The 21630-nt window shown below is 72.6% G+C and carries 18 protein-coding genes; 11 read left to right on the top strand and 7 right to left on the bottom strand.

From position 1 onward, the window contains the following. The first annotated feature begins 375 nt into the window (after positions 1-375). Entirely contained in the window at positions 376-1182 is an 807-nt protein-coding gene (locus tag OG259_RS32255; protein WP_328945454.1) for an SGNH/GDSL hydrolase family protein, read from the top strand. Here the strand turns inward: OG259_RS32255 and OG259_RS32260 are convergent. Further along, positions 1166-2233, bottom strand: a complete 1068-nt coding sequence (locus tag OG259_RS32260; RefSeq protein WP_328945455.1) for a serine/threonine-protein kinase — start codon at positions 2231-2233, stop codon at positions 1166-1168. The two genes, OG259_RS32255 and OG259_RS32260, sit on opposite strands and share 17 nt — an antisense overlap. A 312-nt stretch (positions 2234-2545) precedes the next feature. Between OG259_RS32260 and OG259_RS32265 the strand changes: the two genes are divergently transcribed. After that, positions 2546-2818, top strand: coding sequence for a hypothetical protein (locus tag OG259_RS32265; RefSeq protein ID WP_266890148.1), 273 nt, complete (start codon positions 2546-2548; stop codon positions 2816-2818). Between the two features lie 233 nt (positions 2819-3051). Here the strand turns inward: OG259_RS32265 and OG259_RS32270 are convergent, their stop codons facing one another. The 3 genes from OG259_RS32270 to OG259_RS32280 all read right to left on the bottom strand — a co-directional run bounded on the left by OG259_RS32270 (position 3052) and on the right by OG259_RS32280 (position 6077). Beyond that, the gene (locus OG259_RS32270; protein ID WP_328945456.1) at positions 3052-4248 is read right to left on the bottom strand and encodes a CaiB/BaiF CoA transferase family protein; all 1197 of its coding nucleotides are present in this window, start codon (positions 4246-4248) and stop codon (positions 3052-3054) included. Between the two features lie 75 nt (positions 4249-4323). Further along, positions 4324-5142 carry an ABC transporter permease gene (locus OG259_RS32275; RefSeq protein ID WP_328945457.1) on the bottom strand — a complete coding sequence of 273 codons (819 nt, stop codon included), beginning with the start codon at positions 5140-5142 and terminating at the stop codon, positions 4324-4326. Continuing rightward, entirely contained in the window at positions 5139-6077 is a 939-nt protein-coding gene (locus tag OG259_RS32280) for an ATP-binding cassette domain-containing protein (RefSeq protein WP_328945458.1), read from the bottom strand. Before OG259_RS32280 ends, OG259_RS32275 begins: the two co-directional genes overlap by 4 nt. A 63-nt stretch (positions 6078-6140) precedes the next feature. Here OG259_RS32280 and OG259_RS32285 point away from each other — a divergent pair, with 63 nt between their 5' ends. Then, positions 6141-6878, top strand: coding sequence for a TetR/AcrR family transcriptional regulator (locus OG259_RS32285; RefSeq protein WP_328945459.1), 738 nt, complete (start codon positions 6141-6143; stop codon positions 6876-6878). Here the strand turns inward: OG259_RS32285 and OG259_RS32290 are convergent. Genes OG259_RS32290 through hmgA form a run of 3 tightly spaced genes read right to left on the bottom strand, consistent with a single transcriptional unit; the run spans position 6865 to position 10315 of the window. After that, positions 6865-8166, bottom strand: coding sequence for a type ISP restriction/modification enzyme (locus OG259_RS32290; protein WP_328945460.1), 1302 nt, complete (start codon positions 8164-8166; stop codon positions 6865-6867). The two genes, OG259_RS32285 and OG259_RS32290, sit on opposite strands and share 14 nt — an antisense overlap. Before the next feature lie 45 nt (positions 8167-8211). Beyond that, entirely contained in the window at positions 8212-8961 is a 750-nt protein-coding gene (locus OG259_RS32295; RefSeq protein WP_328945461.1) for a GntR family transcriptional regulator, read from the bottom strand. Positions 8962-9001: 40 nt separating this feature from the next. Then, positions 9002-10315 (bottom strand): homogentisate 1,2-dioxygenase, encoded by a 1314-nt coding sequence (gene hmgA / locus OG259_RS32300; protein ID WP_328945462.1) that lies wholly within the window; start codon positions 10313-10315, stop codon positions 9002-9004. 175 nt (positions 10316-10490) lie between these two features. On the opposite strand from hmgA, the gene OG259_RS32305 reads away from it, so the two are divergent. The 8 genes from OG259_RS32305 to OG259_RS32340 all read left to right on the top strand — a co-directional run bounded on the left by OG259_RS32305 (position 10491) and on the right by OG259_RS32340 (position 21139). Beyond that, positions 10491-12590, top strand: coding sequence for a right-handed parallel beta-helix repeat-containing protein (locus OG259_RS32305; protein WP_328945463.1), 2100 nt, complete (start codon positions 10491-10493; stop codon positions 12588-12590). A gap of 137 nt (positions 12591-12727) precedes the next feature. Continuing rightward, positions 12728-13540 (top strand): hypothetical protein, encoded by an 813-nt coding sequence (locus OG259_RS32310; protein WP_328947244.1) that lies wholly within the window; start codon positions 12728-12730, stop codon positions 13538-13540. After that, positions 13537-14859, top strand: coding sequence for a hypothetical protein (locus OG259_RS32315; RefSeq protein WP_328945464.1), 1323 nt, complete (start codon positions 13537-13539; stop codon positions 14857-14859). The genes OG259_RS32310 and OG259_RS32315 overlap by 4 nt, the downstream gene beginning before the upstream one ends. A 19-nt stretch (positions 14860-14878) precedes the next feature. Next, positions 14879-15610, top strand: coding sequence for a TetR/AcrR family transcriptional regulator (locus OG259_RS32320; protein ID WP_328945465.1), 732 nt, complete (start codon positions 14879-14881; stop codon positions 15608-15610). Positions 15611-15687: 77 nt separating this feature from the next. Next, the gene (locus tag OG259_RS32325) at positions 15688-17889 is read left to right on the top strand and encodes a molybdopterin oxidoreductase family protein (RefSeq protein ID WP_328945466.1); all 2202 of its coding nucleotides are present in this window, start codon (positions 15688-15690) and stop codon (positions 17887-17889) included. Between the two features lie 119 nt (positions 17890-18008). Continuing rightward, positions 18009-19448, top strand: coding sequence for a CitMHS family transporter (locus OG259_RS32330; protein WP_328945467.1), 1440 nt, complete (start codon positions 18009-18011; stop codon positions 19446-19448). Positions 19449-19638: 190 nt separating this feature from the next. Beyond that, positions 19639-20361, top strand: coding sequence for a hypothetical protein (locus tag OG259_RS32335; protein ID WP_328945468.1), 723 nt, complete (start codon positions 19639-19641; stop codon positions 20359-20361). Continuing rightward, positions 20348-21139: a class F sortase gene (locus tag OG259_RS32340; protein ID WP_328945469.1), complete on the top strand. Its 792-nt coding sequence runs from the start codon at positions 20348-20350 to the stop codon at positions 21137-21139. The genes OG259_RS32335 and OG259_RS32340 overlap by 14 nt, the downstream gene beginning before the upstream one ends. Positions 21140-21630 lie beyond the last annotated feature (491 nt).

The following is a 21630-nucleotide window of genomic DNA, read 5'->3' on the forward strand; positions in this document are numbered from 1 at the left end:
GCGGGTGAGATGTACGACGGTATTGATGAATGGGACTGTATGGCAAGTCCCGGATCTGTGGCCCGCTTTTCCGTAGTTTGGCGAAGCTTCGACGGTCAGATGTGCAAGCGTCCCGATCGGATTCGATCAATCCGTTTGCGTGCAGGGAACAGTGATTCGGGATCACACTTCTGTGTTTTGTTGTGTGAATGTGTCGCGACCGCGTTCGATCGTTTGGCGGGACCGGAACTTCCGCTTCCCATGATGGCCGGATCCTGACGGTCGCTGACGGAGGATCGGACGACGTTCATCCTCAGTTTTGACATGAACACTTCCGGTGCGGCGGATCCGATGCTACTACCTGGTAGCGCAGAGATCCTGCTACAGGGAGGTTCCATGAGACTGTCCCGCTTTGCCGCCCTTTCGTCCTCGCTGCTCCTCGGCGCCGTCCTCGCCCTCACCGGGGCGGGCGCCGCCCAGGCCGCGGAGACCGCCGCACTCGACTATGTGGCCCTTGGCGACTCGTACTCCTCCGGCGTCGGCTCCGGGAGTTACGACAGCGCCAGCGGCGACTGCAAGCGCTCCACGAAGGCGTTCCCGGTCCTGTGGAAGAACGCGAACGCCCCCTCGTCCTTCTCGTTCACCGCCTGCTCGGGCGCCCGAACGGGTGATGTGACCGCGAATCAGCTCGGACCGCTCACGTCCGCCACTGACCTGGTCTCCATCACGATCGGGGGAAATGACGCCGGTTTCGCCGACGTCATGACGACCTGTGTGCTGCAGTCCGAAGCCACCTGCATCAGCCGCGTGAATCAGGCCAAGAGCTACGTCGACACGACGCTGCCCGGCAAACTCGACTCCGTCTACACGGCGATCAGGAACAAGGCACCCGCCGCCCACGTGGTCGTCCTCGGCTACCCGCGCTTCTACCAACTGGGCGGCGGCTGCATCGCCGGCCTCAGCGAGAACGAGCGCAGCGCCATCAACGGAGCCTCCGACTACCTCAACGCGGCCGTCGCCAAGCGTGCAGCCGACCACGGCTACACCTTCTCCAGCGTCGTGCCGGCCTTCACCGGACACGAGATCTGCTCCAGCTCCTCATGGCTGCACAGCGTCAACTGGCTCAACATCGGGGAGTCCTACCACCCGACGGCCTCCGGGCAGTCCGGCGGCTACCTCCCCAGCTTCAGGAACGCGGTCTGACCGGACCCCCACCCGCGCCGTCCGTGGCGCCGGGGCCGGCCGGAGCGGTGCTCGTGACACCGCCCGGCCCGGGCCCGGCGCCTCGCTCGTCGTCCCGGGCGAGGTGGTACGCCAGCGCTCCCGCGATGAGGAGCGCGCCGATCAGTCCGGCGAGGAGGACGTGGGCCCGGCGAGGTGCCCTGGTCCCACGGGATCTCCGCAGCGAACTCATGTCTTCCGCAGGGGTGTTGCCGCCCGTGCTCCCGCTCCGCCGACCCGGCTCGCCTCCCACCGGAGCATTCGTCCGCATGTCCGTCCGCGCGTCCGTCGGTGCGTCCGCCGGAACGGAGGGCGCACCGGGACGCGCCTCGCTCCGCGCGGGTCCGGCACCGCCCGTCGTCAACCGTCGCAGTTCCCGCTCGACCCGCTCCGTGTCAGGAGAGTGCTCCGGGTCCTCGTGGAGCAGCCCTTCGACCAGAGTGTGGAGTGCCCCTGCCCGGTCGTCCTTCGAGGGCGGCGCCGACGGCAGGGCCGAGGCCGTCGCGTCGAGGAGCGCCCCCAGGGCGCGCAGCTCCGCCGCCGGACCCGGATCGTCCCCCGGGGTCGTACCGAAGCCGGTCACGACGATCCGTCCGTCGTTGGCGAGGAGCACGTGCTCCGGATCCACGCCCCGGTGCGGGACACCCCCCTCGCGCGCCGCCCGCAGTCCGGCGAGGACCTCGGCGCCGACGCGGGCGGCCTCGCGCGGAGGCAGCGGACCGGCCGCCTCCAGCGTCTCGGCCAGAGTGAGCCCCCGTACGAGCTCCATGACGGCCCAGGGCCGGCCGTCCTCGGTGGCCACCCCGAGGACCCGCACGACGGCGGGGTGGGAGATCCGGGCGGCGGCCCGCACCTCGCGCTCGCGCCGCGCGTACAGGAGGAGTGCCTCGTCGGCCGGCAGTCCGTCCGGGGCCTTGAACTCCTTGAGGGCCACCTCGTGGCGGTCCGTCTCGTCCAGGGCGCGCCAGACGGTGCCCGTCGCCCCCTCGGCGAGGACGTCCAGAAGCCGGTAACGACCCGCGATCACCGTCATGGATCCACGGTAGCCGAGGGGGGTCGTCCTGGCTCCGTTCCGGCGGCGGGGCGGCAGGGACGATCTTGGTGGTGGAGATCACACAGGTCTGGATGCTCATGGATGAGGGTCCGGAAGGCAGGATGGTTCGTGACGGTTCGGCAGGTGTTCGAATCCTGTCCAACTCGCCCTGGAATCAGATGGATTCGGACGGTGACCGTCAACCCCCGTACGAGTGCCGTGAATCCCGTCGCCGGGATACACGGGTGTCACCACGGGGCGATAGGGTTAACCTGCCCTGGGTCGGGTGCCCTTGTACGGGTGGGGAGTGACATGGAACAGATAGCAATGCGCAGCAGGCCGCGAGTGCCTGCCATCACCTGCGGGAGCAGCGCGACGAGTTCGCGGCTCGACCGTCATCTCGCGGTGCTCGGCGGCCCCGCCGTGCCTCAGCGTGAGGTGGCCGAGGCGACGCTGCTGATGCGTGAACTGACATCGCGTACGCCCGAGGTTCCGGTGCACGGTCACCGCAGCCGCAGCGCACGGGTCTCGCTCTTCGCCCCGCTCCGCCGCCTGCGTCGCTCCCTCTTCGGGACGCGCCGCTAGGAGCCGGGCGCACCGGGCCGAGTACCCCCGAGGTTCCCGCCCGCTTCCGCCCGGTTGCCCGGTGGACCGCACGACTTCGACTGTCACGCCCGTCACGGCTGCGTCGGCCGTGACGACTGCGACACCGCCGGACGTGTCCCCGCCCGTCCGGCGCTCAGTCGTACCCAGGACCAGGACCCGCATCAGGCCGACCCGCACCAGGCGTGTGATCAGGCCCGACGCCGCACGCCGGGTCAGGCGATCACTCCCGCACCCCTCAGTACCTTCACCTCCGCCTCCGGCACTCCGAGCCCGGCGAGCACCTCGTCGGTGTCCTGTCCGAGGGCGGGGATCCGGTCCATGCGCGGTTCCGGCGCGTCCGGGAAGACGATCGGCGGCAGCAGCGAGCGCAGCGGCCCGACCTGCGACTCCACCTCCCGCCAGCGGTCACGGGCCGTCAGCTGGGGATGGTCCGCGAGCTCGGCGACCGAGTTGAGCCGGGCGCAGGCGATGCCCGCCGCGTCGAGCCGGGCCAATGCCTCGGGAGCCGTCAGCGGGGCCAGTGCCTCCGCGACCGCCGCGTCCGTCGCCGCGCGGCCCGCCACCCGCGCCGTGTTCGTCGCGAAGGCCGGGTCCTCGGCCAGCTCGGGCCGGCCGAGGACCCGCTCGGCGAGCCGCCGCCACTCCCGGTCGTTCTGCACGGAGAGCAGCACCAGGCCCCCGTCCGCCGTCGGATAGGCGTCGTACGGCGCGATCACCGCGTGCGCGAGCCCCGTTCGCGCCGGGGGTGTGCCCCCGTGCAACCCATGGTGCAACGGATGCCCCATCCACTCGGCGAGCGAGTCGAACAACGAGACCTCCACCGGACCGCCCCGGCCGGTGGTGCCGCGCCGGACGAGAGCGGCGAGGACACCCGAGAAGGCGTACATCCCGGCGGCGATGTCGGCCGCCGGGATCCCGGACTTCACCGGCTGCTCCGGCGTCCCCGTCACCGACACCAGGCCCGCCTCGCACTGGACGAGCATGTCGTACGCCCGCTTGTGCGCGTACGGCCCCTCCGCCCCGTACCCGGAGATGTCCACGGCGATCAGCCGCGGGTGCTCGGCGCACAGGGCGGCGGCGTCGAGACCGAGCCGGGCCGCCGCCCCCTGGGCCAGGTTCTGCACGAAGACGTCGGCGCCGGCCACCATCCGTCGGACCAGGGCGAGACCCCGCGGGTCCTTGAGGTCGACCGCCACGGACTCCTTGCCGCGGTTGCACCACACGAAGTGGGAGGCGAGGCCCCGGGCGGCCGTGTCGTACCCCCGGGCGAAGTCGCCGCCGTCGGGGCGCTCGATCTTGACCACGCGGGCGCCGAGGTCGGCGAGTTGCCGGGTGGCGAAGGGGGCGGCGACGGCCTGCTCGACGGCGACGACCGTGATCCCGTCGAGGGGGAGTGGCTGGGTGCTCATGGAAGCCCTGCCTACCCTGCGGGACCGCTCCTTGTCACCAGGGGGTATGTCACCCCGCGTGGTGTGCCGGGATCGTCAGCCCCGGGTGTAGCGGCGGACCGCGAGCGGGGCGAAGAGGGCGATCAGGCCGAGCGACCAGAGGAGCGCCCCGGCGACCGGGTGGGCCACCGGCCAGGCCGCGTCCGCCGGGACGGGGGCGTTGCCGAAGAGGACCCGAACCGCCGTCGTGACCGCCGAGATCGGGTTCCACTCGGCGACCGTCCGCAGCCAGTCCGGCATGCCGTCGGTCGGGATGTACGCGTTGGAGAGCAGCGGCAGCATGAACGTGGCGCTCCCCAGCTGCCCCGCCGCCTCCTCGCTCTTCGACGCGAGGCCGAGCAGGATGCCCACCCAGGTGGTCGCGAAGCGGAACAGCAGCAGCAGTCCGAAGGCGCCCAGGGCCTCCGCCGCCGTCCCCTCGATCCGCCAGCCCATCGCGAGCCCGACCAGGATGAGCGGGACGGTGCCGACGGCACTGGCCACCAGGTCGGCGAGCGCCTGGCCGAGCGGGACGGCGGACCGGCTCACGGGCATGGTCCGGAAGCGGTCCATGACACCCCGGTGGGAGTCCTGCGCGGCCTGGAACATGCCGGTCATCAGACCGCCCGCGGCCGTCGCCACGAGCAGTCCCGGCACCAGCTGGGACCGGTACTCGGCACCCGGCATGGCGAGCGCGCTGCCGAACACGTACCCGAAGAACAGCAGGAACACGATCGGCATCGTCTGCGTCATCACGGTGATCGCGGGCGCGTGCCGGATGCGCTGGAGGTGACGGCCGAGGACGGCGGCCCCGTCGTGGACGAGCGCGGTGCCCGTGCGACGGGCTTCGTCCTCGGGGACGAGCGCGGTGGTCATGCGACGAGCTCCTTCCGGTCGGTGAGGCGCAGGAACACCTCGTCGAGGGTGGGCGGACGCAGGGACGCGTCGACGATGAGGACCCCGGCCGCGTCGACCTCGCGGACGATCCGGGGGAGGGTGAGCGTGGTGTCCGTGGTCACCGCGCCGACCGTGCGTCGCTCGGCGTCCAGGACCGGCGCCGAGCCGGTGAGCCGGTCGAGGACGGCCGCGGCCGCGTCGAGGGCCGAGGGGTCGGCGACGACGACCTCGGCGTAGCTTCCGACGAGCGCCTTGAGTTCGGCCGGAGTGCCGCGCTGGGCCGTGCGTCCCTCGTCGATCAGGACGATGTCGTCGGCGAGCTGGTCGGCCTCCTCCAGGTACTGCGTGGTCAGCAGCACGGTCGTGCCCCGGGACGCCAACCCCCGTACGGCGTCCCAGATCCCGTTGCGGCTGTGCGGGTCGAGCCCGGTCGTCGGCTCGTCGAGGAAGAGGACCCGGGGCGGTACGAGCAGGCTCGCCGCCAGGTCGAGCCGGCGTCGCATGCCGCCGGAGTAGGTGCGGGCGGGGCGTCCGGCGGCCGCGGCGAGGCCGAACTGCTCCAGGAGTTCGTCGGCGCGGGCACGCGGGGCGCGCAGCAGCCGGGCGAAGAGCCGCAGGTTCTCGGCGCCGGTCAGGTCCCCGTCCACCGAGGCGTACTGCCCGGTGACCGCGATCCGCTTCCGCACCCCCGCCGGGTCGCGCACCACGTCGTGGCCCGCGACGAGCGCGCTGCCCGCGTCGGGCCTGACGAGGGTGGTGAGCACGCGGACGGCGGTGGTCTTTCCGGCGCCGTTGGGGCCGAGGACGCCGCAGACCGAGCCTTCGGGGACGGCGAGGTCGAGGCCCCGGAGGGCGTGCACGTCGCCGTATCGCTTCCGCAGACCCTCACTAAGTACAGCGTACGTAGTCGTCATGGCGTGACCATACCCCACTACGTACGGCGTACGTAACTACGATGGAGAGCGAGGTGATGATCCATGGCGGGCCGATCGGCCGAACCGGAAGTGATCTGGGCGCGCCCCGAGCGCGCGGGCCGAGGCCCGAAACCGGCGTACAGCCGGCGGGACATCGTGGAAGCCGCCGTCCGCATCGCCGACGCGGACGGCATCGACGCGGTCTCCATGCGGCGCGTCGCCGCCGAACTCGGCTGCGGCACCATGTCGCTCTACAACTACGTCCCCCGCAAGGAGGACCTGTACGAGCTGATGGTCGACGCGGTCAGCGGCGAGTACGAACTCCCCGAGACGCCCAGCGGCGACTGGCGCGCGGACATGACCATGATCGCCCACCAGAGCCGCGCGATCATGTACCGGCACCCCTGGCTGGCCCGGGTGATGACCACCGCCTACGGGTTCAGCCCCAACGCCCTGCGCTTCCTGGAGTGGTGCCTCGGCTGCCTCGTCCCCCTGGACGTCCCCGCCGGGCTGAAGATGCAGCTGATCGCCATGGTCAACGGCACGGTCATGGCGACCGTCGCCAACGAGCAGGCCATCGCCGAACGGGCCCGCGGACTGCCCTGGTCCGAGGCGGAGGAGCAGGCGGTGCGCGGCGCCTACCTCATGGGGCAGGTGGCGAGCGGACGGTACCCGCACCTCGCCGGACTGCTCGCCGAGGCCCCCGCCGCGCCCGTCGACGCGGACGAGATCTTCACCTTGACCATCGGCCGGCTCCTCGACTCCTTCGAGCCGCCGGCCGCCCCGGTCACAGGAGCATGAACTGGCCCTCCGGGCCCTCCTCCTGATGGTCGAGGACGGAGGCGGGGCGGCGGGACCCGGGCGGCGGGGGCAGCACGCCCGCCGCCCGCAGCTCCGCCTGGCCAGCGGATCCCTTCGTCCGGCCCGCGGGTCCCTTCGTCGGGCCCGTGGGTTCCTCTCCTTCCGGAGCGAACGCGGCCCGCTCCGCCTCCCTCGTCCCGAGCAGCGCGAGCACCGTGACCAGGTCGAGCAGCTCCGAGGTCCACTCCTGCGGCCAGTCCGCCGGGCCGATCGCCTCAAGGGAGCCGGGCTCCGCCGGGGCGGTCCGGTGCGCGAACCACTGCTCCAGGACCCGCGTCCCGCCGACGCTGAACTCCCACGCCTCCGCCGGTACGGGTGAGATGCGGCCCTCGTCCAGGCACAGGGCCTCGTCCCCGGCGTCGTACGTCATCGCCCGGGGGCGCGGCGGGACGGCGGCCCGCACATAGGGGCGGCGCCCGCCCGGCAGCCTCGGCTTCGTCCCGGTCAGCGCACCCCGCACCTGTACGTCGACGAGGTCCCGGCCGAGCGCCACGCCCGCCGCCCAGACCTCCGGGTCCTCGGGGAGCGGGACCCGGCACCCCGCGGGGGAGGGCCGGGCCGCCGCCACCGTCCACGCGAGCCACTCCAGGGCGTCGACCTCGTGCCCGTACCGCTCCCCGAGGAAATCGAGGAGACCGGGGGCGAGATTGGGCTCCAGGCCCCCGGGGCGCCGGAACAGCGGGCGGATCCGGCCCGGTCGGCCGGCGGGGGAGCGGCCCTCGGGAAGCGCGGCCGTCACCAGGAGGGCGGGACCGGCCGCACCCGGCACGTACCCCTGCTCGACGGCGAAGAGCTGCGGCTCCCCGGCGACCCGCCACAGCTCCGGGCGGGCGGTGTCGATCAGCCGGTGGTCGGGCAGCAGCCACTGCTCGTCGAACGGCCCGCGCGCGACCCGTACGGGCGCGGGGCACGGCCCCGACTCGCGGGCCCAGCGCACGGTCCCGGTCCGTTGCCCCGGCAGCGCGGCCACCGCGCTCGCCGGGGTCCGCGCGCGGCTGGGCCGGAACAGGGCCTCCCGCTCGGCACCCTCGGCGGCCAGCAGACGGTCCCAGCGGGACCGCAGCGTCCGCGCGTCCGGCGCCACGATCCACGTACGGCCGAAGCGAAGCGGCGCGACGGACCACGGCATGAGGTCGTCGAGGAGGGGCAGGTCGTCGACGGGGGCCGGGCCGTCGAGGCGGGGCGGGTCGGCGTCGTTCGCTCCGGGGGCTTCCGTCACGCCCCGCATGCTAACGACCGCCGTCCGTGGGCTTCCAGCGCCGAGGCGCCTCTTCTACTGGGCCTCGACCGTCACCGTGAAGGAGAAGCGGTCGCCGCGGTACCGGATGCGCGCCACGTCGACGACCCGGCCGTCCGCGTCGTAGGTCACGCCGGTGTAGTGGAGGATCGGCGAGAGCAGCGGGACCTGGAGCAGGGCCGCCGTCTCCGGGTCGGCGAGGCGCGCCTCGACCGTGTCCGTGATGCGGCTGATCCGCACCCCGACGACGTCCCGCAGCACCTTCGTCATCGGCCAGCGCTCCAGATCGGCCGGGTCGATCGCCGCGGCGAGCTCGGGAAGGACCGCGTTCTCCGCCCAGTTCGTCGGCTCGCCGCTCTCCCCGTCGCGGCGCAGCCGCCGGTACGCCACGATCTCCGTCAGGTCGGGGAAGTACTCGGCGAGCTCACCCGGCACCGGTTCGGTGCCGTGCCCGAGGACCGTCGTCCGCTCGCCCGACTGCTGGGCCACGATCGCGTCGATCGAGCCCAGCAGCCGGCGCGGGGTGGAGCGCCGGGCGCCCGGCTCGATGAAGGTCCCGCGCCGCCGGTGCCGGCTGATCAGGCCCTCCTCCTCGAGTTCCTTGAGGGCCTGGCGCATGGTCAGCACGCTCACGCCGTAGTGGGCCGCGAGCTGCTCCTCGGTGGGCAGCCGCAGCGAGGCGTCGGGCGTGCGCCCCAGTATCGAGGCGCGCAGCGACTGCGAGACCTGATACCAGAGCGGCAGCTTGCGGTTCAGGACCAGCGAGTCGGGAGCGAAGGCGGTCACGGGTTCTCCGTACGAAGGCTACGGGCTTACGGCCGAGACACTACGGCCGAAAGTGGCGCTCAAGACCCTGCCATACGTCGTCGTACCCCTTCTGAAGGTGGTCGGCGTCCGCGGCCTGCGGGGTCGCGGTCACCGGCCAGCGGGTCTCGAACATGAAGGCAAGACCGTCGTCGATCTTCTGCGGCTTCAGCTCGGCGGCGCTGGCCCGGTCGAAGGTCTCCCGGTCCGGGCCGTGCGCGGACATCATGTTGTGCAGGGAGCCGCCGCCCGGCACGAAGCCTTCCGCCTTGGCGTCGTAGGCGCCCTCGATGAGGCCCATGTACTCGCTCATCACGTTGCGGTGGAAGTACGGCGGCCGGAAGGTGTCCTCGCCGACCAGCCAGCGCGGGGCGAAGACCACGAAGTCCACGCTCGCGAGCCCCGGGGTGTCGGAGGGCGAGGTGAGGACCGTGAAGATCGACGGGTCGGGGTGGTCGTACGAGATCGTCCCGATGACGTTGAAACGGTGCAGGTCGTAGACGTACGGCGTGTGGTTGCCGTGCCAGGCGACGACGTCCAGCGGGGAGTGGCCGTACGTCGCCGACCAGAGGTTGCCGCAGTACTTGTTGACCACCTCGACGGGACCCTCGACGTCCTCGTAGGCGGCGACCGGGGCCCGGAAGTCACGGGCGTTGGCGAGGCCGTTGGCGCCGATCGGGCCGAGGTCGGGGAGCTGGAACGGGGCGCCGTAGTTCTCGCAGACGTACCCGCGGGCGGTCTCGTCGAGCAGCTCCACGCGGAAGCGGACCCCGCGCGGGATCAGCGCGACCTCGCCGGGGTGGACGGCGAGCAGGCCCAGCTCGGTACGGAGCAGGAGGCCGCCGCGCTCCGGGACGATCAACAGCTCGCCGTCCGCGTCGCCGAAGACCTGCTCCATGGAGGCGTTGGCGTGGTACAGGTGCACGGCCATGCCGGCGCGCTGGGTCGCGTCGCCGTTGCCTCCGAGGGTCCACAGACCGGCCAGCCAGTCGGTGCCGGGTGCCGGTTCGGGCAGCGGGTTCCAGCGCAGCCGGTTGGGGTCGGGCACGGTCTCGGTGAAGGGGGCGCCGCGCAGCGCCCCGTTGTCGATCCGGGTGAACGGCGGGTGCGCGGCCGAGGGGCGGATCCGGTAGAGCCAGGAGCGGCGGTTGTGCGCCCGCGGCTCGGTGAAGGCGCTGCCGCTGAGCTGCTCGGCGTAGAGACCGAGGGGTGCGCGCTGCGGCGAGTTACGGCCGTGCGGCAGTGCGCCCGGGATCGCCTCCGAGCTGTGCTCGTTGCCGAAACCGGTGCTGTAGCTGAGCGCATCGGCCGTCTTCCTGGCCTGCTCCGTGGTCATCGCCCGCTCCTGTCCTGAGCCCACAAGGGAAGCCCACAAGGGAATCCTATGGATGACCGTAGGATTCCGCGCGCCTTCCGTCAACGGTGCAGCTGCCTCCGGTGGCGGGGCGCCCGGAAACCGGGTGCCGCGCGAGGGGGTCAAAAAAGATGAACAATGCTCTACTCTCACGCGCATGTCCTGGACCCGAAGGTTCGTCCTCGCGCTCACGGTCGTGCTCGCGGCACTCGCCGCGGCCTTGCTCGCCGCTCCCGGGGCCCAGGCCCACGAGGAGCGGCCCGTCACCTTCCCCGACGGCTCCGGCACCGTGCCGAAGCTCCGCACCGGAGAACCCGACCTCCTCGTCTGCAAGACCGACCGGGCCGACTTCGAACGCCGGATCTCCGGCTTCCCGGCCACCCTCAAGGCCCGCAACCTCACCCTCCACGAGCGCTGCGCCCGCGACGGCTACCGCCACCTCCAGCAGGCCGTCGACGCCGTCGACCGGCCGGGACTCACCATCGCGATCCTCCCCGGCCTGTACGAGGAGGAGCCCTCGCTGCCGCCGCCCACCGGAGCCTGCGCCACGCTCAAGGCGCCCGAATCCTCGCTCGGCTACCAGATCCTCAGCTACGAGCAGCAGCGGCAGTGCCCGCACAACCAGAACCTCGTCGCCATCCTCGGCAAGAAGAACCTCCAGATCGAGGGCACCGGAGCCTCCCGCCTCGACGTCGTCATCGACGCCAAGTACCGGAAACTCAACGCCCTGCGGGCCGACGGCACCGACGGGGTCTACTTCCGCAACTTCACCGCCCAGCGCACCACCTTCAACTCGCTGTACGTGCTCGCCGCCGACGGCTTCGTCATCGACGACGTCCTCACCCGCTGGAACGACGAGTACGGCTTCCTCACCTTCGCCTCCGACCACGGCCTCTACAAGAACTGCGAGTCCTACGGCAACGGCGACTCCGGCATCTACCCCGGCTCGGCCTCCGACATCAACGACGGCCGCGGCTACGACGTCCCCCGCTACTCCATCGAGATCACCGGCTGCCGCAGCCACCACAACATGGTCGGCTACTCCGGCACCGCCGGAGACTCCGTCTACGTCCACGACAACGAGTTCGACCACAACATGGGCGGCGCCTCCATGGACTCCGCCTTCCCCGGCCACCCCGGACTGCCCCAGAACCACGCCCGCTTCGAACGCAACCTGATCCACGACAACAACCAGAACTACTACCCGTACGTCGCCGACGGCACCTGCGCCAAGCCGCCCGTCGAGCGCGGCTACGAACAGGGCGTCGTCTGCCCCCAGATCTCCATGCCCCCCGGCACCGGCATCATCACCGCCGGCGGCAACTGGAACCTCTACGAGAACAACTGGGTCTACGGCCACCAGCGCACCGCCTTCTACCTCAGCGCCGTCCCCGCCTTCATCCGCGGCGAGTCCGCCTGGGGCAAGCAGACCGACACCTCCCACCACAACCGCTACGCCGCCAACCACCTCGGCGTCGACAAGTCCGGCGCCTCCCGCCCCAACCGCAGCGACGTGTGGTGGGACGGCCAGGGCGGCGGCAACTGCTGGCAGTCCGACACCGGCGCCGCCACCCCCGGGGCCCTGCCCGACTGCGGGGCACGCCGCGGCGACGTCTCCGGCGACACCGACCGGCTCATCGGCGAACCCGTCAAACTCGCCCAGCTCCTCGTCTGCGCCGACTACAACGTCCAGGCGCGCCGCCTCCCGGCAGGCTGCGACTGGTACGGCGCCCGTGGTCTCCAGCGCGTCGAGACCCAACTCGCCCTCGGCAGCTCCCTCGTCCTCGCCCTGGCCGGCTTCGCCCTCTGGTGGCGCCGCCTGCGCGGCAGCCGCCTCGCCGGAGCGGCCACCTTCATCGGCCTCGCGGGCCTCGCCCTCGATGTCGCCGGCTCGACCCTCGCCCTCACCCCGACCGTCGTCCCGGCCCTCGCGCTGCTGCTCACCGGCATCTGGTGGACCCTCCTCGGTCTGGCCCTCCGGCCCACCCGCCCCGTCCTCGCCTGGACCACCGTGGTCCTCGGCGCCCTCACCCTCCTCGACGCCTTCGACAAGGCGGTCCTGATGGTCCCCGGCATCCCCCTGAGCCCGGCCTGGCTCCGCCTCCTGCTGGGCGTGGTCTGGGTCCTGTGGGCGGTGGTCGCGGCGGGAGCCCGCGAGCCGCACCCGGCCGGTGGAGACCAGGAGCCCGAGTCGGGACCGAGCGCCGAGCCCGAACCGGCCACCGAGGCGCGGTCGCACGGGGAGGGACCCGCGTGAACGGCGTGGACGAGGTGAAAACGGCGAACGGCGTGGACGGCGTGGACGTGGCGAACTGCGTGGACGGCGTAGACGGCGTGAACGTGGCGAACGGCGTGGGCGGCGTGACGCACCCGTCCAAGCCGCTCCGGGTCCCGGTGGCGCCCCTGGCCCTGGTCCTGGCCGCCGCCCTCGCCCTCGCGGGCTGCGGCGGCCGGGCCACCACCCATCACAAGCCCGGCACCAGCCACCAGGAGGCCACCGGGAGCAGCGGGACCCTGCTCACGGCCCGGGACGAGGGCGGGCATCGGCTCAGGGAGCTTCCGGCGGCGGACGCGCCCACCGTCCGCGCCGAGGCCCGCCCCGACAGCGAGGGCGGCTGGAACGTCCACCTCACGGTGGAGAGGTTCCGTTTCACCCCCGAGAGCACCGGCGGCGCGGCCCTTCCGGGCCGCGGCCACGCCCGCCTCCTGATCGACGGCCGGGAGACCACCCGTCTCTACGGCCCGTGGGGGTACGTACCGGCGGGCGCCCGCACCCTGACCGTCCGGCTCCACGCGGACGACCACACGGTCTGGGCCGCCGCCGGCACCCCCGTCCAGGCCACCGTCCGCCTGGACGGCACCCCCGCCTCATCCGCCCCCGCGAGTACCGGTACCCCCGCGCCGCCCGCGACCCCCCGCCCGAACGACTCCCGCACGCCCGACCCCGGACGGACCGTCACCCTCACCATCACCGGCAAGACCGTCTCGCCACCCCCTTCCCGTATCGAGTTGAAGAAGGGCGAACGCCTCACCCTCCATGTCACCGGCGACCGCGCCGACACCCTCCATGTGCACGGCTACGACCGTGAACTGCCCCTCTCTCCCGGCACACCCGCGACCCTCACCCTCACCGCGGACCGCACCGGCCTCTTCGAGGTGGAGACCCACGAGTCCGGACTCCTCCTGACCCAACTCGTCGTCCGATGACCGACATCCCCGCCGACGCCGCCCACGCCCACGTCCCCGATATCGGTCTCGGTCTCGGGCTTCCCCTCGCCCACGGCGTGGGCTCCCGGCACGACCTCCCCCTCTCGCCCTTCTACGCCTACGCGGGCGCCTTCGCCGCGCTCCTCATCTCCTTCCTCGCCCTCGGACTGCTCTGGTCCTCCTCCCGTTTCCGCGGCGATCTGTCAGGACGCCCGCTCCCCGCCGCCCTCCAGCGGGCGGCCGACGCCCCTGCCACCCGCACGGCGCTCCGGCTGCTCGGTGCCGTCGCTGCCCTCGTCTTCCTCCTCCACCTCCTTCTCGGTCCGGACGACCCGGACCGCAATCCCGCCCCCGGCGCCCTCTACGTCCTGCTCTGGGTCGGACTCGTCCCCGCCTCCCTCCTCCTCGGCCCCGTCTGGCGCCTCCTCAACCCCCTGCGCGCCCTCCACGCCCTGCACCCGCCCCGGAACCCCCGCCCCCTGCCCGCCGCCGTCGGCATCCGCCCCGCCGCCCTCGGCCTCCTCCTCTTCACCTGGCTCGAACTCGTCGCCCCCGACAACACCTCCACCACCACCCTCCTGATAGCCGCCGCCGTCCCCACCGGCGTCCTGCTCATCGGCGCCGCCCGCTACGGCGACCGATGGTTCGCCCACGCCGACCCCTTCGAGGTCTACTCCTCCCTCCTCGCCCGGCTCTCGCCGCTGGGCCGCCGTGCCGACGGCCGTCTCGTCCTGCGCTCCCCCTTCCACGGCCTGGACGCCACCCCGCAGACCCCCGGCCTCGTCGCCACCGTCTGTGTCCTCCTCGGCTCCACCGCCTACGACGGCCTCTCCGACAACCCCCGCTGGATCACCACCCTCCAGACCTCACCCCTCGACCCCACCCTCACCGCCACGCTCGGCCTCCTCGCCGCCGTCGCCCTCGTCGCCGCCTGCTACGGACTCTGCGCGGGCGCCCTCCGCCTGATGAACCGAGCCCTCACCACCCCCCTCACCTCCTTCGCCCACTCGCTCCTGCCCATCGCGCTCGGCTATCTCGTCGCCCACTACTTCTCGCTCTTCGTCACCGAAGGGCCACGCACAGTCATGATGGCAGGGGGGTCTGACAATGCCCTCGCACCCGCCCCGTTCCTGGGTCCCGGGGGCCTCGCGACGCTCCAGGTCGCCGCGATCGTCACCGGTCACGTCCTCGGTGTCGTCGCCGCCCACGACCGGTCCGTGCGCCTCTTCCCGCCCGACCGCGCGGTCGCCGGTCAACTCCCGCTGTTCGCGCTGATGATCGCCTACACCCTCGGCGGCATCGGCCTGCTGATCGCCTGAGCCCGACCGGAGCGGCATCATGGTCCCCGTGCCCCAGACCAGCCCCCAGTCCCCGTCCGCGCTCCGCCGGGCCCCCGTCCAGCAGCGCAGCGCCGAGCGGCTCGCCCGGATTCTCGGCGCCTGCGCCGAACTCCTCGACGAGACCGGCTACGAGCAGCTGAGCACCCGTGCCGTCGCCGTCCGCGCCGGAGTCCCCATCGGCTCCGTCTACCGCTTCTTCGGCAACAAGCGGGCGATGGTCGCCGCCCTCGCGCACCGCAACCTCGACGAGTACGCCCAGCGGGTCTCCGCCCGTCTCGCCGCCGAGCCGCGCCTCGACCCCCACGGGGCCATCGACGGCGTCCTGGACGAGTTCATCGAGATGAAGCGGACCGTCCCGGGTTTTGCCCTCGTCGACTTCGGTGTGCCCGCCGCCGCACCGGGCGAGAGCGCGGGCGGCGGAGGGGGCGGCGGAGGCGAGGGTGGCGGAGACGGTGGCGGCGCCGACGACGGTGCGGACCACGGCGAGGACATGGCGGCGAGTGCCGTCGACGACCCCAACCGCCTGGTCGCCGAACGGCTCTGCGCCCTCCTCGCCACCCACCTGGACCGACCCGCCGACGACGACCTGCGGCGAAAGGTGCTGATCGGCGTCGAGACCGCCGACGCCCTCGTCCGGCTCGCCTTCCGTACCGACCCCGCCGGCGATCCGGCGATCGTCGACGAGACCCGTCAGCTGCTCTACGCGTATCTGGCGCCCTCGCTCTCGTAACCTCCCGCAGACCCCTCCCGCACGTGCCTACCGGTCGGTATGCTCGGCGCCACCCGACGCCGCCCCAGGGAGACGCCATGTCCACCGCCCTGCGCATCTGCCCCCTCTGCGAAGCGACCTGCGGACTGACGCTGACGATCGAGGGGGCCCGGGTCACCGCGGCGCGCGGCAACCGCGACGATGTCTTCAGCCAGGGGTTCATCTGCCCCAAGGGCGCCGCGTTCCCCCAGGTCGACTCCGACCCCGACCGGCTCCGCGGCCCCCTGGTCAGGAAGGACGGCCGGCTCCAGGAGGCCACCTGGGAGGAGGCGTTCGACACGATCGCCGCCGGAATTCGTCCGTTGATCGAGGAGTACGGGCCGGATGCCGTGGGTATCGTCCTGGGCAACCCCAATGTGCACACCATCGCCGGCGCTCTCTACCCGCCCTTGCTGATCGGCGCGTTGCGCACACGGAACCTCTTCACGGCGTCGACGATCGACCAGATGCCCAAGCACGTCTCCAGCGGCCTGCTGTTCGGAGACCCCTTCGCGATCCCCGTCCCGGACCTGGACCGCACCGATCACCTGCTGATCCTCGGAGCCAACCCGCTGGACTCCAACGGAAGTCTGTGCACCGCCCCCGACTTCCCCGGCAGGCTCAAGGCGTTGCGCCGACGCGGCGGCACCCTCACCGTCGTCGACCCCCGGCGCACCCGCACCGCACGCCTCGCGGACCGGCACGTCGCGATCCGCCCCGGCGCCGACGCGTTCCTCCTCGCCGCGCTCGTCCACACCCTCTTCGAGGAGGGGCTCACCGACCTCGGCCCGCTCGTCGCCCATGTGGAGGGGGTCGAGGAGGTGCGGGCCGGGGTACGGGAGTTCAGCCCCGAGGCGGTCGCCGACGCCTGTGACGTGGACGCGGACACCATCCGCGCCCTCGCCAGGGAACTCGCCGCCGCGCCCACCGCCGCCGTCTACGGGCGGATGGGCAGCTCCACCGTGGCGTACGGCACCCTCGCCAACTGGCTCGTCGACGTCCTCAACATCCTCACGGGTATCCTCGACCGGCCCGGCGGCGCCCTCTTCCCGCTCTCCGCCACCGCGCCCGCCCCGCGCCCCGCGGGACCCGGCAGGGGCTTCGCCCTCGGCCGCCGGCACAGCCGGGTCTCGCACCACCCCGAGGTCAAAGGGGAGTTGCCGATGGTCGCGCTCGCCGAGGAGATCGAGACACCGGGGGAGGGGCGCATCCGGGCGCTGATCACCGTCGCCTCCAACCCCGTCCTGTCCGCGCCCGACGGACACCGCCTGGACGCGGCACTCGGCTCCCTCGACCTCATGATCGCCGTCGACCCGTACCTCAACGAGACCACCCGCCACGCCGACGTCCTGCTCCCGCCGCCCCCGCCCTCGCAGAGCCCCCACTTCGACTTCGCCTTCAACGGCTTCGCGGTCCGCGACCAGGCCCGCTACACCCCGGCCGTCCTCCCCGTCGAAGCGGGCCGCATGGACGAGTGCGAGATCCACGCCCGGCTGATCCTCGCCGTCTCGGGGATGCACGGGGCTCCGCCGTCCGCCGTCGACCAGCTCGCGATCGACACCACCCTCGCCAAGGCGGTGACCCAGGAACACTCACCGGCGTACGGGGCGGACCCCAAGGAGTTCGCGGCCCGGCTCACGGGGGACACCGGACCCGAGCGCCGGCTCGACCTGATGCTGCGCCTCGGCCCGTACGGGCTCACGCTCGACGAGCTGCGGGCCCACCCGAACGGCATCGACCTCGGCCCGCTGAAGCCGCGCGTGCCCCAGCTGCTCAAGACCGGCAGCGGACGGATCGAACTGTGCCCCGCGCCGCTCGCCGCCGACCTGCCCAGGCTGCGCGCCGCGCTCGACGCCGTACCCGAGCCCGGCACCCTCCAGCTCGTCGGGCGCCGCCACCTGCGCTCGAACAACAGCTGGCTGCACAACACCCCCGCACTCGGCGGCGGCTCCAACCGGTGCACCCTCCAGGTGCACCCCGACGACGCCGCCCGGCTGCGGCTCGCCGACGGCGGCCTCGCCCGGATCAAGGGCGAGGGCGGCGAGCTGGAGGTGCCGGTCGAGGTCACCGACGGGGTGCGCCCGGGGGTGGTGAGCCTTCCGCACGGCTGGGGCCACGACCGGCCGGGCACCCGGTTGTCCGTGGCGTCCGCCCGCCCCGGAGTCAACGTCAACCAGCTGCTCGACGGCTCCCGGCTCGACCCCCTGTCGGGCACCGCCGTCCTGAACGGCTTCCCCGTCGACGTGTCACCCATGCCTTGACCTGGGGTTTTGCTCGTATTGCTCACGCGTCAACATCTTGTTAACGGCAGAAGAGGGCACCTACCGTCATCCGGACCGCCGCTCGGCGGCTGTTCAACGGTGAACGTGAGGTGTCCTCCATGCTGACCGTCCTCGGCTTCGCCATGATCGCGACCTTCCTGGTCCTGATCATGATGAAAAAGATGTCGCCGATCGCGGCGCTCGTGCTGATCCCCGCGCTCTTCTGTGTGGTGGTGGGGCAGGGGGCCCAGCTCGGCGACTACGTCATCGAAGGCGTCGGCAAGCTGGCACCGACGGCGGCGATGCTGATGTTCGCCATCGTCTACTTCGGCGTGATGATCGACGTCGGCCTGTTCGACCCGATCGTCCGGGGCATCCTGCGCTTCTGCAAGGCGGACCCCGTGCGGATCGTCGTGGGTACGGCGGTGCTGGCCGCGATCGTCTCGCTGGACGGCGACGGCTCCACCACCTTCATGATCACCGTCTCGGCGATGTATCCGCTCTACAAGCGGCTCGGCATGAGCCTGGTGGTCATGACGGGTGTCGCCGCCACCGCGAACGGCGTCATGAACACCCTGCCCTGGGGCGGCCCCACGGCCCGCGCCGCGACCGCGCTGAAGCTGGACGCCGGGGACGTCTTCGTGCCGATGATCCCCGCGCTCGGCATGGGTCTGCTGTTCGTCTTCGTCCTCGCGTACGTCCTCGGGCGTCGCGAGCGGAAGCGCATCGGCTACCTCACGCTCGACGAGGTCCTGGTGCCCGAGACCGACACGGTGCTCGTCACGGCCGGTGGCGGTGGCGGCGGCCGTGTGGACCTGACCAAGAAGCCGGTCGGCGGTGCCGGTGACGCGCCCGGCGCGGCCCAGGGCGCCGCCACCCGCTCCGACAAGGTCTCCGGTGCGGGCGAGGACGAGGGGTTCCAGGGGCTCGACCCGAACCGGGCGACCCTCCGGCCCAGGCTGTACTGGTTCAACGCCGGTCTGACGGTCGCGCTGCTCGCCGCGATGATCCTCGAACTGATGCCGATCCCGGTGCTGTTCCTCCTCGGCGCCGCGCTCGCGCTCACCGTCAACTACCCGAAGATGGCCGAGCAGAAGGCGCGCATCGCCGCCCACGCCGACAACGTCCTCAACGTCTCCGGCATGGTTTTCGCGGCCGCCGTCTTCACCGGTGTCCTCACCGGTACGGGCATGGTCAAGCACATGGCCGACTGGCTCGTCGGGGCCATCCCCGAGGGCATGGGGCCGCACATGGGCCTGGTCACCGGTGTCCTCAGCATCCCGCTCACCTACTTCATGTCGAACGACGGCTTCTACTTCGGCGTGGTCCCGGTCCTCGCGGAGGCGGGCGCCGCCCACGGCGTCTCGCCCCTGGAGATCGCTCGGGCCTCCTTGGTCGGCCAGGCGCTGCACATGTCGAGCCCGCTGGTCCCCGCCGTGTACGTCCTCGTCGGCATGGCGAAGGTGGAGTTCGGTGACCACACCAAGTTCACGGTGAAGTGGGCGGCGCTGACCTCGCTGGTCGTCCTCGCGTCGGGGATCCTCTTCGGCATCATCTGATCCGCCCCCGGGCTCCCGACGCGGCCTGACCCGACCCGGGCCCGGTGGCGCGCGGTGACGGAGGGTGGGCCGGACGGGTGGAGCCGGAGGGTGGCGCGGCCCTGTCGCCACTCTTCGCGTCCATCTCGTGACAGATAGTCGGATTATCGCACTAAGTATCCGACGTGCTCACGACTGGAGGACCCACACCATGACGACTCCCCCCACCCGCACTCTGCTCCGCGCGGCGCTGGCCACCCTGGCGCTCGGCGGCGTGACCCTCGCCGGCGCTCCGACGGCCTTCGCCGCGCCCGGCGACAACGGTGACGTCAAGGTCCACCGTCAGGGCACCCCCGACACCAGCGAGGCCAACCAGCCCCAGGTCGGATGCATCTTCCGCTTCGCGGCCTTCAACTTCGACGGCCTGCAGAGCATCCAGTGGAACATCTACGAGCAGCCTGGCCTGCCAGGCAACCAGGACCCGTCGCTGAAGAACGGCAGCATCGCCGTCAACAGCACCGGTGACGGACACACGGACGACATCACCGGCCTGCCGTCCGGCATGTACAAGGTCGAATGGACGTGGGTGGGCCAGAACGGCGCGGCCAAGTCGAAGGTCTTCCGGGTCACCTGCCCGGACGGCGGCAACGGCGGAAACGGGAACGGCGGCAACGGCAACGGCGGGAACGGCAACGGCGGCAACGGGAACGGAGGCAACGGCAACGGCGGGAACGGAAACGGTGGCAACGGCGGCCACGGCCACGGCAGGCCCCCGCACGGCCCGGTCGGTGCCGGTGGCGGCGGCAGCGCGGAGATCGCCGCCGACGACTCCTCCAACTTCGGCATCGGAGCGGCCGTCGCCGCCGGCCTCGCCGGTACGGCCGGACTGGTCCTGATCCGCCGCTCGCGCCGCCGCACCGATGGCGCGGCGTAGGTCCTCCCGCCTCACGCGCCGGCGCCGCCGCCTGTTCCGGCTCGCCAGGACCGTGACGGTCACCGTGGTCCTGGTGACCGGCGGAGTCTGGTGGGCCGGAGACGAGGAACCGGCCGAACCGGTGCTCGCCGCCGGCCCGGCCGCTCCCGGCCGCCCCGCGTCCGCCCCGGCCGTCTCCGGGGCGGCCGCCTCCGGGTCGGCCGGGGCGGCAGCGGGGGCCGGAGCGCCGGCCGCCCTCGACCACAAGGCGAAGCCCAGGGCGCGGCCGAAGGCCGTACCCTCGCCCCGGCCGTCGCCCCCGCCCGCACCGCTGGCCCGTTCACGTCCGACCACCGTCGCCGTACCGGCCATCACCGTCGAGGCCCCGGTGATCGAACTCGGCCTCGACGCGGCGGGACGCCTCGCCACGCCGCCGGTCGACAACCCCCAGGTCGCCGGCTGGTACGCGAAGGGGGCCACCCCGGGTGAGCGCGGGACCGCCGTCGTCGTCGGCCACCGCGACACCCGCACCGGGCCCGCCGTCTTCCTCAACCTCGACTCGCTCAGCCCCGGCAACACGGTCCGGGTCGCCCGCGCCGACGGCAAGGTCGCCGTCTTCACGGTCGACCGCGTCCGTACGTACGCCAAGGCCGAGTTCCCCGACAAGGAGGTGTACGGCTCCACCGGGCGGCCCGAACTCCGGCTGCTCACCTGTGGCGGAGCCTTCGACCGCAGCACGGGCTACGAGGCGAACATCGTCGTCTTCGCCCACCTCACCGATATCGCCCGGAAGATCTGAACGGCGGACCCCAGCCGCGTCCGCCGTTCTGCCCGCCCCGGCGGGCCCGCGCCACCCGGCGTGCGCCCGCCGGACACGGGCGACTCCGCCGCGAGCACCGCCGCCCGGTCGAAGCCCTCCGCGGGCTCCCGGTCCCGGCCCGACGCCGCGAGCCCGGCCACGCGAGCCCGGCCACGCGAGCCCGGCCACGCGAGCCCGGCCACGCGAGCCCGGCGGCGCCGCACACCAGAGGACCTCCGGCTCCGCGTGCCGTTCCCCGGCCCGCTCCGCCCGCTCCGCCCGCTCCGCCCGTTCGGCCAGCGCGCGCGCCACCTCGACGGCCTCCTCGGGTCGCCCCCGCGACAGCAGTGCCCAGGCAGCCGGATGCGCGGTGCCGCCCTCCCGGTACTCGGCCGACAGCCGCGGCATCTCCTCCGGCCGGTCGGCCGGCCCTCCCGATCGGCGCCGGCTCGGGCCCGCGCCGATCGCACCTCGAACACGGCCTGAAGGGC

This window comes from Streptomyces sp. NBC_00250 (genome assembly GCF_036192275.1).
Classification (GTDB): Bacteria; Actinomycetota; Actinomycetes; order Streptomycetales; family Streptomycetaceae; genus Streptomyces.